At 71.8% G+C, this 12,901-nt stretch carries 16 protein-coding genes; 13 read left to right on the forward strand and 3 right to left on the reverse strand.

Annotated features, from left to right (window positions below):
- The first annotated feature begins 55 nt into the window (after positions 1–55).
- The 8 genes from PV789_RS03685 (at position 56) to truA (ending at position 5,043) form a co-directional block, all read left to right on the forward strand.
- Positions 56–520 carry a DUF1707 domain-containing protein gene (locus PV789_RS03685; RefSeq protein WP_274976142.1) on the forward strand — a complete coding sequence of 155 codons (465 nt, stop codon included), beginning with the start codon at positions 56–58 and terminating at the stop codon, positions 518–520.
- Positions 521–820: 300 nt separating this feature from the next.
- Positions 821–1,042 (forward strand): translation initiation factor IF-1, encoded by a 222-nt coding sequence (gene infA, locus PV789_RS03690; protein ID WP_013156135.1) that lies wholly within the window; start codon positions 821–823, stop codon positions 1,040–1,042.
- Between the two features lie 47 nt (positions 1,043–1,089).
- Positions 1,090–1,203, forward strand: a complete 114-nt coding sequence (rpmJ, locus tag PV789_RS03695) for a 50S ribosomal protein L36 (protein WP_013156136.1) — start codon at positions 1,090–1,092, stop codon at positions 1,201–1,203.
- Positions 1,204–1,423: 220 nt separating this feature from the next.
- Positions 1,424–1,804: a 30S ribosomal protein S13 gene (gene rpsM, locus PV789_RS03700; protein ID WP_013156137.1), complete on the forward strand. Its 381-nt coding sequence runs from the start codon at positions 1,424–1,426 to the stop codon at positions 1,802–1,804.
- 71 nt (positions 1,805–1,875) lie between these two features.
- The gene (gene rpsK / locus PV789_RS03705; RefSeq protein WP_013156138.1) at positions 1,876–2,280 is read left to right on the forward strand and encodes a 30S ribosomal protein S11; all 405 of its coding nucleotides are present in this window, start codon (positions 1,876–1,878) and stop codon (positions 2,278–2,280) included.
- Positions 2,281–2,453: 173 nt separating this feature from the next.
- Positions 2,454–3,476 (forward strand): DNA-directed RNA polymerase subunit alpha, encoded by a 1,023-nt coding sequence (locus PV789_RS03710; RefSeq protein WP_013156139.1) that lies wholly within the window; start codon positions 2,454–2,456, stop codon positions 3,474–3,476.
- A 70-nt stretch (positions 3,477–3,546) separates the two neighbouring features.
- Positions 3,547–4,089 carry a 50S ribosomal protein L17 gene (gene rplQ, locus PV789_RS03715; RefSeq protein ID WP_274976143.1) on the forward strand — a complete coding sequence of 181 codons (543 nt, stop codon included), beginning with the start codon at positions 3,547–3,549 and terminating at the stop codon, positions 4,087–4,089.
- A 114-nt stretch (positions 4,090–4,203) separates the two neighbouring features.
- Complete coding sequence (gene truA, locus PV789_RS03720) at positions 4,204–5,043, forward strand: tRNA pseudouridine(38-40) synthase TruA (protein WP_274976144.1); 840 nt, start codon at positions 4,204–4,206, stop codon at positions 5,041–5,043.
- Between the two features lie 164 nt (positions 5,044–5,207).
- Here truA and PV789_RS03725 read toward each other — a convergent pair whose 3' ends face one another.
- Entirely contained in the window at positions 5,208–5,906 is a 699-nt protein-coding gene (locus PV789_RS03725) for an NUDIX hydrolase N-terminal domain-containing protein (RefSeq protein WP_274978035.1), read from the reverse strand.
- A 136-nt stretch (positions 5,907–6,042) separates the two neighbouring features.
- A complete protein-coding gene (locus PV789_RS03730; protein ID WP_274976145.1) occupies positions 6,043–6,999 on the reverse strand; it encodes a flagellar basal body-associated FliL family protein in 957 nt (318 codons plus the stop codon).
- Positions 7,000–7,029: 30 nt separating this feature from the next.
- Between PV789_RS03730 and PV789_RS03735 the strand changes: the two genes are divergently transcribed.
- The 5 genes from PV789_RS03735 (at position 7,030) to PV789_RS03755 (ending at position 12,077) form a co-directional block, all read left to right on the forward strand.
- On the forward strand, positions 7,030–7,800 hold the full coding sequence (locus PV789_RS03735) for a hypothetical protein (protein WP_274976146.1): 771 nt from the start codon (positions 7,030–7,032) through the stop codon (positions 7,798–7,800).
- A 636-nt stretch (positions 7,801–8,436) separates the two neighbouring features.
- Positions 8,437–8,886: a 50S ribosomal protein L13 gene (gene rplM / locus PV789_RS03740; protein WP_019610106.1), complete on the forward strand. Its 450-nt coding sequence runs from the start codon at positions 8,437–8,439 to the stop codon at positions 8,884–8,886.
- Between the two features lie 37 nt (positions 8,887–8,923).
- Positions 8,924–9,433, forward strand: coding sequence for a 30S ribosomal protein S9 (gene rpsI / locus PV789_RS03745; RefSeq protein WP_017567323.1), 510 nt, complete (start codon positions 8,924–8,926; stop codon positions 9,431–9,433).
- A gap of 164 nt (positions 9,434–9,597) precedes the next feature.
- Complete coding sequence (gene glmM / locus PV789_RS03750) at positions 9,598–10,935, forward strand: phosphoglucosamine mutase (RefSeq protein ID WP_274976147.1); 1,338 nt, start codon at positions 9,598–9,600, stop codon at positions 10,933–10,935.
- Positions 10,936–11,042: 107 nt separating this feature from the next.
- Positions 11,043–12,077 carry an ROK family glucokinase gene (locus tag PV789_RS03755; RefSeq protein WP_274976148.1) on the forward strand — a complete coding sequence of 345 codons (1,035 nt, stop codon included), beginning with the start codon at positions 11,043–11,045 and terminating at the stop codon, positions 12,075–12,077.
- A gap of 61 nt (positions 12,078–12,138) precedes the next feature.
- Here the strand turns inward: PV789_RS03755 and PV789_RS03760 are convergent, their stop codons facing one another.
- Positions 12,139–12,723 carry a Uma2 family endonuclease gene (locus PV789_RS03760; protein WP_274978036.1) on the reverse strand — a complete coding sequence of 195 codons (585 nt, stop codon included), beginning with the start codon at positions 12,721–12,723 and terminating at the stop codon, positions 12,139–12,141.
- Between the last annotated feature and the right edge of the window lie 178 nt (positions 12,724–12,901).

The following is a 12,901-nucleotide window of genomic DNA, read 5'->3' on the forward strand; positions in this document are numbered from 1 at the left end:
TCCTCCCGTGCGGAGCGCGGGGGCCGCTTCCGGGTGAAGATGCGAGGTGCGCGCAGTGTCCGACCCGGTGCCGTCGATACGAACGTCCGACGCGGAACGCGACCGCGTGGCCCAGCTCCTCCAGGAGCACTTCGCCCAGGGGCGGCTGGACCACGAGGAGTTCACCGACCGCCTCGGCCGCGTCTACAAGGCCAGGACCACGGGTGAGCTGGCCACGGTCACCAACGACCTCCCCGAGCGCGACCTCGCCGACATCCGCGGTGCCGCCTCCCGGGACGAGGATTTCGCGGTGACCCCTGCGATCAGCATGCGCGACCCGGTTCTGATGGTGCCGTGGGCCCTCTACGCGGGGGTCAACATCCTGTGCTTCGTCATCTGGCTGATCCTGTTCCTCACCACCGACTACGACTACCCGTGGTTCCTGTGGGTCATGGGGCCGTGGGGCATCGTGATGGGCATGGTGACCGTGGGGGTCCTGGCCGGGCAGAAGCACCACTCCGACGGCGACGGGACGCCCTAGGTCCGGGGTCCGTGCCCGCCCTCGTTCCGGTGCGGTAGGGTGCTCCGTTCGGCGGTCAGGAGCACTTGCCGGAAGGGGATAGACTGTCCATGCCCATACGCGGGCTGTTGGGTCAGTCTGCCTTCTTCGCGCCACGTCCTCCAACCGACGTTCGCCTTTTGCAGTTGGCCTGAACTTCCAGTGTCCCTCGGCGTCGGTGACGGCCATCCGCCGTTGCCGGGGCCGTAGCGTCATGCGGGGCCACTGGGGTCGCGTCGGGTTGTCCTGATCAACCAAACGATGAGCGAGGCGTGGAAGGACATGGCCAAGAAAGACGGCGCCATCGAGATCGAGGGTTCCGTTGTCGAGTCCCTACCCAACGCTATGTTCAAGGTAGAGCTCGACAACGGGCACCAGGTCCTTGCCCACATCAGCGGCAAGATGCGGATGAACTACATCCGTATTCTCCCCGACGACCGCGTCGTCGTGGAGCTGAGCCCGTACGACCTCACGCGCGGGCGCATCGTTTACCGCTACAAGTAGCCCCTCACGGGCCTCGCGGCCCGGGAGAGTATGAGTTCGGAGTCACCATGAAGGTCAAGCCGAGCGTGAAGAAGATCTGCGCGAAGTGCCGCGTGATCCGCCGTAACGGCCGGATCATGGTCATTTGCTCGGACCCGCGGCACAAGCAGCGCCAGGGTTAGTCACCCCCGCTCCGCTCGCCGCGGCTTCACACACCGCGATCGGCCCGGCCGGTGCGCCAGCACCGCACCGGGCGCACGACACAACGAAAACCTGTTCCGACTCCCGCCGCCAGTGCGGCGCGGGAGCCACCCCCGGTCGGAGGCCGGGGCCTCGTCGATTGGGCGACGAGAGGGTGGAACGGGCCAGACCTCCGCATAGGGCATTAGGAGTCTCGCCCACATGGCACGTATCGAAGGCGTTGACCTTCCCCGCGACAAGCGGGTGGAGATCGCTCTCACGTACATCTTCGGGATCGGGCGCACCCGCGCCCTGGAGACCCTGAAGAGCACCGGCGTCGACGGCAACACGCGCGTCTACGAGCTGACCGAGGAAGACCTCGTCAAGCTGCGCGAGTGGATCGGCTCCAACTACCAGGTCGAGGGTGACCTGCGCCGTGAGGTGCAGGGCGACATCCGCCGCAAGATGGAGATCGGTAGCTACCAGGGCATCCGCCACCGCCGTGGGCTCCCGGTCCGCGGTCAGCGCACGCAGACCAACGCGCGCACCCGCAAGGGCAAGAAGAAGACCGTGGCCGGTAAGAAGAAGGCCGGTAAGAAGTAGTCCGCTCGGACTGGACTGTAAACACGCGTCCGGGAACGACAACGGACCGATGATCTCTGGGAGTTTCGCTCATGCCGCCTAAGGGCCGTCAGGGTGCCGCGCGCAAGGTGCGCCGCAAGGAAAAGAAGAACATTGTCCACGGGCACGCTCACATCAAGAGCACGTTCAACAACACGATCGTGAGCATCACCGACCCGACCGGTGCCGTGATCTCGTGGGCCAGCTCCGGCCAGGTGGGCTTCAAGGGTTCGCGCAAGTCGACCCCCTACGCCGCGCAGATGGCCGCCGAGGCCGCTGCCCGCCGCGCCCAGGAGCACGGCGTCCGCAAGGTGGACGTCTTCGTGAAGGGCCCGGGCTCGGGCCGGGAGACCGCCATCCGCTCGCTCCAGGCGACCGGGCTGGAGGTCGGCTCCATCCAGGACGTGACGCCGGTTCCGCACAACGGCTGCCGTCCGCCCAAGCGCCGCCGGGTCTGATCCCGCACCGGCGCCCGCGCACCTACCCGCGCGGGCGCCGCGCCTGGTTCCGCGCGCTCCCCTGAGAGGGGCCCGCGCGGACGGGGTAGGAATCCGAGTAGCGGACACCGATGTGGTGTCCGCCGGGTGGCCGTCAAATAGCGGGCGGCCATGTGGAAGGGAAGACACGGACCATGTTGATCGCACAGCGTCCCACGCTCACCGAGGAAGCCTCCTCGGACCTGCGCTCGAAGTTCGTCATCGAGCCGCTGGAGCCGGGCTTCGGCTACACCATCGGCAACTCGCTTCGGCGCACCCTGCTGTCCTCCATCCCCGGCGCGGCTGTCACGAGCATCCGCATCGAGGGCGTCGAGCACGAGTTCACCACCGTGCCCGGTGTCAAGGAGGACGTCACCGAGATGATCCTCAACCTCAAGGGCCTGGTCGTCAGCTCCGAGCACGACGAGCCGGTGCTGATGTACCTGCGCAAGCAGGGCCCCGGTGTGGTGACCGCCGCGGACATCGCTCCGCCGGCCGGTGTCGAGGTGCACAACCCCGACCTGCACATCGCCACGCTCAACGGCAAGGGCAAGCTGGAGATGGAGCTGACGGTCGAGCGCGGCCGCGGTTACGTCTCGGCGACGCAGAACAAGCAGGCGGGACAGGAGATCGGCCGCATCCCGATCGACTCCATCTACTCCCCGGTCCTGCGTGTGACCTACAAGGTCGAGGCCACCCGTGTCGAGCAGCGCACCGACTTCGACCGCCTGATCGTCGACATCGAGACCAAGCCGGCCATCCGTCCCCGGGACGCGGTCGCCAGCGCGGGCAAGACCCTGGTCGAGCTGTTCGGTCTGGCGCGTGAGCTCAACGTCGACGCCGAGGGCATCGACATGGGCCCGTCGCCCACGGACGCCGCCCTGGCGGCGGACCTGGCGCTGCCGATCGAGGACCTCAACCTCACGGTCCGGTCCTACAACTGCCTCAAGCGTGAGGGCATCCACAGCGTCGGTGAGCTGGTTGCCCGCTCCGAGCAGGACCTGTTGGACATCCGCAACTTCGGTGCCAAGTCCATCGACGAGGTCAAGCAGAAGCTCGTCGACATGGGCCTGTCGCTGAAGGACTCCCCGCCCGGATTCGACCCCAGCTCGGCGGCCGACTCCTACAGCTCCGAGGACGACGAGGGCGAGTCCTTCGTCGAGACGGAGCAGTACTAACCGACCTTCGTCGCCCACATGGTCCCCGGCCGAGTGCGGCCGCGGACCGCATCACTAGGAGAACGACACCATGCCCACGCCTACCAAGGGCGCCCGTCTGGGTTCCGGGCCCGCTCACGAGCGGCACATCCTGGCGAACCTCGCCACCTCGCTGTTCCAGCACGGCCGCATCCGCACCACCGAGGCCAAGGCCAAGCGCCTGCGCCCGTACGCGGAGAAGCTGATCACCCTCGGCAAGCGCGGTGACCTGCACGCCCGCCGCCAGGTCCTGACCAAGATCACGGACAAGGCCGTCGTGCACGAGCTCTTCACCGAGATCGGCCCGCGCTACGAGAACCGTCCCGGTGGCTACACCCGGATCACCAAGATCGGTCCGCGCAAGGGCGACAACGCCCCGATGGCCGTGATCGAGCTGGTCGAGGCCCTGAGCGCCCAGGCCGCGGCCCCGGCCGCCCAGCCCGCCGCGCAGGAGCCCGAGGCCGAGGAGCCCAAGGCCGACGCGACCGCCGTGGCGGACGAGGCCGGCGACCAGCCGGCGGAGGACACCACCTCCGACCAGACCGCCAAGGCCGGCGAGACGGCCCAGGCGGAGGGCCCGGCTGACGACAAGTAGCGTGCGGGGCGCGGGGGCGCCGACGCGTCCCGCGCACGCACCGCTCGGCGAGTGCCCGATCCCCGCGGGGGTCGGGCACTCGTCTTTTTCGTGGACGCGGAGGAGTGGCGGGTAATGGACGAGACGACGGTCCGGGTGCGGTTGGACGTGGCCTACGACGGCACGGACTTCTCCGGGTGGGCCGCGCAGCCGGGCCGGCGCACGGTGCAGGGCGAGCTGGAGGCGGCGCTGGCGCGTGTGCTGCGCCTGCCGGAGGTGTCGCTGACGTGCGCGGGGCGCACGGACGCCGGTGTGCACGCGCGGGGGCAGGTGGCGCAGGCCGACATCCCAGCGCGCACGTGGGAGAGCGAGGGTGAGCGCGTGCTCCGGCGCCTGGCCGGGGTGCTGCCCAAGGACGTGCGGGTGCGCGCGGCGCGGCTGGCGCCGCCCGGGTTCGACGCCCGGTTCTCGCCGCTGTTCCGGCGGTACCTGTACCGGGTGAGCGACGCGCCCTACGGGGTGGACCCGCTGCTGCGGCGGGACGTGCTGTGGCACCGCGGCCCGCTGGACGTGGACCGGATGAACGCGGCGGCGGAGCGCCTGGTGGGCGAGCACGACTTCGCGGCGTTCTGCAAGAAGCGCGAGGGCGCGACGACCATCCGGGAGCTGCTGCGCCTGGAGTGGGCCCGGGTGGACGAGCACCTGCTGCACGGGACGATCCAGGCGGACGCGTTCTGCCACAACATGGTGCGCGCGCTCGTGGGCGCGCTCCTGGCGGTGGGCGACGGGCGCAGGGACGTGGACTGGCCGGGGAAGGTGCTCGGCGCCGGTACGCGGGACTCGTCGGTGCACGTGGTGGGGCCGCAGGGACTCAGCCTGGAGGAGGTGCGCTACCCGGCCGACGAGGAGCTGGCCGTGCGCGCCTCGGCGACCCGCCGCGTGCGGGAGCTGCCGTGCCGGGGCCACTCGGCCTGAGGAGGCCGCGGCCCCGGGGCCGCGGGAGTTTCGAGGGTGCGGGCAGCACGAGGCGCCGGGGGTGGGACCCCCCCTTTTACCAGGCTAGAGCCGCTCCGGGCCCCGCGGGAGCGCGGAATCCGGCCTGTGGACGGGGGAGGGGCGTCCGACACCCATCGCGCCCTTCAGTCGACGTGTGCCGGTCCCGGGTCGGCCCAGTGCCGGTGCAGCAGTGCGATCTGCTCGGGCAGCACCCGCGACACCGACAGCTCTGGCAGGTCGTCCACGTCGAACCATGCTCTGGCACTGGTCTCGGCGCTGCTGAAGGCGCGGTCGCCCGTCCCGTCGCTGCCGAAGGCGGGACCGCCGGTCCCGGTGCCGCCGGAGGCGGGGGCGTGGTCGGCCAGCGGCGCGCACACGAACAGGAGCTTGTAGATGTGGCGGTCGTAGACCGGCACGTGGGGCCACAGGTGCCGGTCGAGGGCCCCGGCCAGGTGGATCGCCCGCACGGCCAGCCCCGCCTCATCGCGGACCTCGCGTTCGATCGCCTCCCTGGGGCTCTCCAGGACGTCGCACCACCCGCCGGGCAGGGTCCAGCGGTGGCCGTCGGAGATCTCGCGGACGAGCAGGACCCGGCCGGAGGGGTCGAAGACGCCGCCGCGTACGTCGAGCTTGGGAGTGGTGTAACCGGCGGCCGAGGCCACTTCGGGCTCGTACCCGGGGAGCTCCCCGGCGGCCACCATCTGCATCAGGTCGCGGGCCAGGGCGCCGACGCGGTGGAACCGCCCGATGTCGAACTCGTTGGTGCTGTACGCCAGCCCCGACTCCGACTGCGCCGTCAGCTCCATCGCGATGCGCCGGATCCGTTCGGCGGGTTCCGTCATCGTCACGCCCTCCTCCGGGGCTCGCGGACCGGCCCGCAGGGACTCCTGCCCGCCGCGGGCGCCGACGGAACCCGCCCGCGGACACGAAGAGGGGGCACCCGGTCGCCGGGTGCCCCCCACTGGTGCTGACGACCGCTCAGCCGCGGTTCTCACTGAGGCCGGTGTGGGCCTCCTGCAGGAAGCCCTCGCTGATGGCGCGCAGCTCGGTGGCGGACTCGCTCTCGCCGCCCTCTTCGGTGCCGTCGCTGTTGGCCGCCAGGGAGAAGAGCAGGTAACGGCCCCACTGGCCGCTGCTGCCGTGGCCGCCGGAGTGGCCCAGGCGCTCGGCGGGGCTGCCCTCCTCGCCGGGCAGACCGGCGAACCACTGCGCGGCCACCAGGTCCTGGGCCTCCATCGCGGTGGTCGCCTCCTCGCCGGTGGGCATGGCGGCCACGCCCACGGTCACCGCGTGGCCCTCGTCCTCGCTGAGGTAGGAGGCGCGCACCATCTGGCGGCACTCGTTGTCGGCGAGCACCTGGCCGTAGTCGCCGTGGGCCCCGGCGGCGCAGTCCTCGGTGTCCTCGACGGCCACGCGGGTGAACGTGCCCTGGCCCTCGACCTCCATGCTCTCGGGGAAGAGGGCCTCCGCGTCGAGCGCGCCCGGGTCGTCGGCCTCGTCGGCGACGGTCGCGGCGTTCGCGCCCCCCGAGCCCATGCTGGTGGCGAGGAAGAACGTCCCGCCGCCCGCGAGGACGAGCAGCGCGGCGAAACCGGCGATCATCATGATCCGGCGCTTGCGGGCGCGCGCGTCCGCGCCGCCGTCACCGTACCGGTCGTCGTCGTAGCCGTCGTAGTCGTCGTAGTCGTTGATCCCCTGGGCGTCGAACTGCGCGGTGTCCACACCGGCGTCGTCGGGGACCTCGTCCCGGAACAGGGGACGGCCGCCGGGCGAGGCGGGGACGGAGCCGGGGACGGGGCTGATGTGCTGCGTGGCGCCCATCGCGTCCGGGGGGAACACGGGCTCCTCCCGGCCGGGCGCCGGGAGCGCGGCGGGGGGCTGCGGCGGGCCCTGGAAGGCCTGCTGGGCGGTCGGGGGCGCCGAACCGGGGGGCATGCTGGGGGGAGGGCCGACGGGCGCTCCGGGGTGGCCGGGAGCGCCGGGACGGCCCTGTGGCACGCCCTGCGCGCCGGGGGGGAACCCGGGGACGGGGCCCTGGGGTCCGGGGTGCTGGCCGGGGGCGTGCGGCGGCACGGGGGCGCCGGGAGGGAGCGCTCCGGGCGGAAGGGGCTGCCCGGGGCGGCCCGGGGCGGCGTTCTGTCCGGGGGGCGCGTGCGGGCCCGGCTGCTGGCCCATGCCCGGGTGGCCGCCGGTGGGAGCCTGGTGCGACTGGTGGCCGCCGGTAGGGGCCTGGTGCGAGGGGTATCCGCCGGTGGGCGCCTGCATCGGCGCCTGGCCGCCGGTTGGGGCCCCGTGCGGCGGGAACTGGCCGCCGGTGCCCTGAGGAGGCTGTCCGGGGTGCACGGGCGCCTGCTGGCCGCCGGTGCCCTGCTGGGGCTGCCCCGGACGATGAGGGGCCTGGCCGCCTGTGGGCGCGCCCGCCTGGCCGCCGGGGTAGCCGGGCACGCCCTGGGGCAGCCCGCCCTGGCCGTACTGCGGGTTCTGGGGACTCTGCGGGCCGCTCGGGGGCTGGGGCGGGGCCTGCGGGCCGCTCGGTCCGCCGTGGAGGTCCTGACGGACGCCGCCGGGGTAGCCGTGCTGCTGCCCGCCCTGGCCGTACGGCGGTATCTGGGGGCCGCTCGGCTGCGTGGGGGAGTGGTGCTGCTGGTACGGGGGATGCTGGTCGGGCGGGGGCGCGCCATGTGTCTGCTGTGGCCCCGATGTGGGATGCTGGCCCTCGGCATGGGAGGGCGCTGACCCGAGCAGGTCCTGGCCGTCACCGGCCTCCGGCCCGACGGGTCTGCCGTCGGGACCGTACTGTGGCTGGTTCGGATGGGTACTGATGGGAGTCTCCGAGGGCTCTGGGGGTGGGACTGGGCCGCGGTCCACCGGCACGTGGCCTGGGCCGCGCGGTGCCGTCCGTTCCGGGTTCCCGTGGTTTCGGCGACCGTGACGGGCGTCTCCAAGGCCGTGTCGGTGCCCGTCATAACGGGAGCAGACCGGCCTTTCGGTGCAAGCGTAGCCAACGCAGGGGCGGGAACAGGACGAAGCACTCCCGGCAACGGGCATAATAAAAGACGGAGAGGTCACGGATGTGACCCCGTGCCGGTGTTTTCCCCGCCGAGCGCGGTCCGGCCGGTCCGCCCCGCCGCTGGCTTTGACCTGCGCGGCGGTGGCCAGGTAGGATATTCCGTCGTTGTGCGTTGAGTTGCCGTGGGCCCCGATCGCCGGGCGCCGATCCACGCACCATCGTCTGCGCACTCACCATTCGGAGAGTCCTGTGACATGGCACGGGATATCCGGCCAGACGCCCCCGCAACCGCGGGTGTGTATACGAGTCCCCCATCCCCGCACGGGATGGGGCAGCCGACTGAAGAGCGAAGGCAAACGATCGTGCGCACATACAGCCCCAAACCAAACGATGTCCAGCGTCAGTGGCACGTTGTCGACGCTACCGATCTCGTGCTCGGGCGTATGGCGAGCCAGGTTGCCACGCTGCTTCGGGGCAAGCACAAGCCGTACTACGCGCCCCACATCGACACCGGCGACTTCGTGATCGTCGTGAACGCCGACAAGGTCGCCCTGACCGGCAAGAAGCTGGAGCAGAAGCGCGCCTACCGCCACTCCGGCTACCCGGGCGGCCTGCGCTCCGTCTCCTACGCCGACCTGCTGGAGAAGAACCCCGAGCGGGCCATCGAGAAGGCCGTCAAGGGCATGCTCCCCAAGGGCTCCCTGGGCCGCCAGATGGCCAAGAAGCTCAAGGTGTACGCCGGTCCGGAGCACCCGCACCAGGCCCAGCAGCCGGTTGCGTTCGAAATCACCAAGATCGAGCAGCCCGCCTAGGCGTTCGCAGACTTTTACAGAGAGCACGAGGAGAACCGTGGTCGAGCCCACCGGCATCGAAGACGTCGAGCAGGAGTACGTGGAGAACCCGGAGGAGTTCCCCTCCGAGTACACCAGCGAGTCCGACGAGAACGCCGCCGCCTACGTCCCCACCGCGTCCGGCCCCAGCGCCGGCACCGGTCGACGCAAGCAGGCCGTCGCCCGTGTCCGCATCGCCCCCGGCGCGGGCGAGTGGAAGGTCAACGGCAAGTCGCTTGAGGCGTACTTCCCGGACAAGGTCCACCAGCAGACCATCAAGGAGCCGTTCGTCTCCCTCGGGTTCGACGGCGCCTACGACGTCTTCGCCCGTCTCGACGGCGGCGGCACCAGCGGCCAGGCCGGCGCCCTGCGCCACGGCATCGCCCGTGCGCTGGCGTCCCTGGACCCGGAGAACAACCGCCCGACCCTCAAGAAGGCCGGTTTCCTGACCCGCGACGCCCGTGAGGTGGAGCGCAAGAAGGCCGGTCTCAAGAAGGCGCGCAAGGCTCCCCAGTTCTCCAAGCGCTAGTGCTCATGCGCCGGCACCCGCTCGGCTGAGCTTCGGCCCGTACGCCGTTCCCACCACCGGGACGGCGTACGGGCCTTCGGTTTTCCCGGTGGCTTGTCTGGGCCACCCTCGCTACTCCACCGGCGCCACGACCCGGCGCCGTCTTCGAAAGGGGCTGTCCGCCTGTGGCTCGGCTGTTCGGAACAGATGGTGTACGCGGTGTCGCCGGTCGGGACCTGACCGCCGCCCTCGCGCTGGAGCTGTCCGTCGCGGCGGCGCGGGTGCTGACCCGCGGCGGCGACGGGGCGCGGCCCAAGGCCGTGGTCGGTCGCGACCCGCGCGCCTCCGGCGAGTTCCTCGAGGCCGCCGTCGTCGCGGGCCTGGCCAGCACCGGCGTGGACGTGGTGCGCGTGGGCGTGCTGCCCACCCCTGCCGTGGCCTACCTGACCGGCGCGCTCGGCGCCGACTTCGGCGTGATGCTCTCCGCCAGCCACAACCCGGCCCCCGACAACGGCATCAAGTTCTTCGCGCGGGGCGGCCAGAAGCTGGAGGACGCCCTGGAGGAGGAGATCGAGGGCATGCTCGGCGTGCCCTCCACCCCCGCCGTGGGCGACCTCGTCGGCCGGGTCACAGACGCCGACGACGGCGCCGAGCGCTACGTCGAGCACGTGCTGGCCTCGGTGCCCCACAGCCTCAAGGGCCTCAAGGTCGTGGTGGACTGCGCCAACGGCGCCTCCGCCTTGGTCGCGCCCGAGGCCCTGCGCCGCGCGGGCGCGGAGGTCGTGGCGATCGGCGACCAGCCGGACGGCCACAACATCAACGACGGGTGCGGCTCCACCCACCTGGAGGTGCTCCAGGAGGCGGTCCGCCTGCACGGCGCGGACGCCGGTATCGCCAACGACGGCGACGCCGACCGCTGCCTGGCCGTGGACGCTGAGGGCCGCGTGGTGGACGGCGACCAGATCCTGGCGATCCTGGCCGCCGAGGCCAAGGAGGAGGGCAGGCTCGCCCAGGACACGCTCGTGGTCACGGTCATGTCCAACCTGGGCCTGAAGCTGGCGATGGAGCGCGAGGGCATCACCGTGGTGGAGACCGCGGTGGGCGACCGCTACGTGCTGGAGGAGATGAAGCGCGGCGGGTTCGGCCTGGGCGGCGAGCAGTCCGGCCACGTGATCCTGCTGGAGCACGCCACCACCGGCGACGGCGTCCTGACCGGCCTGCACCTGCTGGCCGCGATGGCCCACCGCGAGCAGGGCCTGGCGGAACTGGCCAAGGTGATGACCCGCCTGCCGCAGGTGCTCGTCAACGTGCCCGACGTGGACAAGGCCCGCGCCAAGGACTCCGCGGAGCTCGCGGCGGCCGTGCGCGAGGCCGAGGAGGAGCTGGGCGAGACCGGCCGGGTGCTGATCCGGCCCAGCGGGACCGAGCCCAAGGTCAGGGTCATGGTCGAGGCGCCGGAGCAGGAGCAGGCCACCGCGGTGGCCGAACGGCTGGCCGCCGTGGTGCGCTCCGCGCTCGGCTGAGGGCAGGACTTCTTCCACGCGCACCCGGGCACGCGGACGGCCGGGTGCGCGTTCTCATGTGTGGCTGACCCGCGGAGCGCGGGTCCGAGGCGGTGGAGTTGGTCACGGTGGCGGACACGCGGTACGGGCACGCCCTGACGATCGGGGTGGACATCGGAGGGACGAAGGTGGCCGCCGGTGTGGTGACGCCCGGCGGGCGCATCCTGGCCCGGCTGCGCACGGAGACCCCCAAGCGCAGCAAGAGCCCCGCGGTCGTGGAGGACACGATCGTCTCGGTGGTGCGGGAGCTGCGCCGGGAGTTCCGGGTGCGCGCCGTGGGCGTGGGCGCCGCCGGTTTCGTCGACGAGCGGCGGGCCAACGTGCTGTTCGCCCCGCACCTGTCCTGGCGCCGGGAGCCGCTGCGCGACGCCCTGGCCCTGCGGCTGGGGCTGCCCGTGGTGGTGGAGAACGACGCGAACGCCTCCGCCTGGGCCGAGGTGCGCGCCGGGGCGGGCCGGGGCGTGGACAACGTCGTGGTGGTGAACCTGGGTACGGGCATCGGCGGTGCGGTCGTGCTCGACGGGAGTCTGCACAGGGGCCGGTACGGACTGGCCGGGGAGTTCGGGCACATGACGGTGGTGCCGGGCGGCCACCGCTGCGAGTGCGGGAACCGGGGCTGCTGGGAGCAGTACGCGAGCGGCAACGCGCTGACGCGGGAGGCGCGGGAGCTGGTGGCCTCGCAGTCGCCGGTGGCGGAGGCCCTGCACCAGGCGGTGGGGGGCGACGCCGCCCAGATCACCGGGCCGCTGGTCAGCGAGCTGGCGCGCAAGGGCGACCGCGCGTGCGTGGAGCTGATGCGCGAGGCCGGGCAGTGGCTGGGCTCGGGCCTGGCCAACCTGGCCGCGGCGTTCGACCCGGAGCTGTTCATCGTGGGCGGCGGCGTGTCCGAGGCGGGGGAGCTGCTGCTGGAGCCCGCGAGGGAGGCGTTCGGGCGCAACCTCACCGGGCGCGGTTACCGTCCGGAGGCCCGGGTGGCGGCGGCCGAGCTGGGCAACGAGGCGGGCCTCATCGGCGCCGCGGACCTGGCCCGGGAGGCGCTGCCCCGGTGGCACCAGCGGCGCCGACAGCGCCGCCTGGGGCGTTTCGGCAGGAGTCAGGGCTGACCGGTCCCGTCGGGGCGGCGGCGCGCGGCCGGAGGGTGCCGCGCGCCGCGTTGCGCGGGACCTAGCGGGACAGCGCCCTCACGTCGATGTCGATCGGGAACGGCAGGTCCAGCTTGAGGCGTTCCCGAGCGACGGTGACAGGGATGTAGCGGGGTTCCTTCGTGCCGTCCAACTCGTAGACGTAGACGGCCGGGCCGCCGTCCTCCCGCTCGATCCGCCAGAAGTGGGGGATGCCCGCCTGCGCGTACTTGAGGGGTTTGGTGGAGCGGTCACGGTCCTGGGACTCCTCGGACACGATCTCGACCGCGAGCAGGACTTCGTCCGGGGTGTAGTAGCTCCGGATGTCCCCTACCTCTGGGTCATCGGTGTCGCGGTAGACGAGGATGTCGGGTTCCGGGCGCTGGCGCTTACCCAGCTTGATCGTCATCTCCTCGTCCACGGCGAGCTCCGGGGGCAGCACGTCCTCCAGCACGGTGGACAGACGTCGCTTGACCCGTGAATGAAAGCGGATCTGGGGGGAGAACACGATGAGCGCTCCGTCGATGAGTTCCATCCGGGGCACTCCCGGGGGAAGGTCGTCCATGTCGTCGGCGGTCCAGCCGCCGGGCGGGGGCATGAACCAGTCGGGGAGCGGCTCAGCGGTCATCGAAACCTCCCGGGTCGATTCCTGAGCCCATGCTAATGCGGTCGTCATCGCCATGACAGGACGGTAGCGCTCCGTGACGACGGTGTGCGGGGGTTCCGCGAAGAACCCCGGTTCTCGGACGAAAGTCCTGTTCGGAGGGGCTACCCGCAATTAACCGAACCTGGTTCTAGTGCGGAGG

Source organism: Nocardiopsis camelliae, from assembly GCF_028993595.1.
Classification (GTDB): Bacteria; Actinomycetota; Actinomycetes; order Streptosporangiales; family Streptosporangiaceae; genus Nocardiopsis; species Nocardiopsis dassonvillei.

What these genes read in the sequence shown, in the direction of transcription:
- infA (WP_013156135.1), top strand. Translation starts at nt 821, where the DNA reads ATGGCCAAGAAAGACGGCGCCATCGAGATCGAGGGTTCCGTTGTCGAG.
- rpmJ (WP_013156136.1), top strand. Translation starts at nt 1,090, where the DNA reads ATGAAGGTCAAGCCGAGCGTGAAGAAGATCTGCGCGAAGTGCCGCGTG.
- rpsM (WP_013156137.1), top strand. Translation starts at nt 1,424, where the DNA reads ATGGCACGTATCGAAGGCGTTGACCTTCCCCGCGACAAGCGGGTGGAG.
- rpsK (WP_013156138.1), top strand. Translation starts at nt 1,876, where the DNA reads ATGCCGCCTAAGGGCCGTCAGGGTGCCGCGCGCAAGGTGCGCCGCAAG.
- PV789_RS03710 (WP_013156139.1), top strand. Translation starts at nt 2,454, where the DNA reads ATGTTGATCGCACAGCGTCCCACGCTCACCGAGGAAGCCTCCTCGGAC.
- rplQ (WP_274976143.1), top strand. Translation starts at nt 3,547, where the DNA reads ATGCCCACGCCTACCAAGGGCGCCCGTCTGGGTTCCGGGCCCGCTCAC.
- truA (WP_274976144.1), top strand. Translation starts at nt 4,204, where the DNA reads ATGGACGAGACGACGGTCCGGGTGCGGTTGGACGTGGCCTACGACGGC.
- PV789_RS03725 (WP_274978035.1), bottom strand. Translation starts at nt 5,906, where the DNA reads ATGACGGAACCCGCCGAACGGATCCGGCGCATCGCGATGGAGCTGACG.
- PV789_RS03730 (WP_274976145.1), bottom strand. Translation starts at nt 6,999, where the DNA reads ATGCCCCCCGGTTCGGCGCCCCCGACCGCCCAGCAGGCCTTCCAGGGC.
- PV789_RS03760 (WP_274978036.1), bottom strand. Translation starts at nt 12,723, where the DNA reads ATGACCGCTGAGCCGCTCCCCGACTGGTTCATGCCCCCGCCCGGCGGC.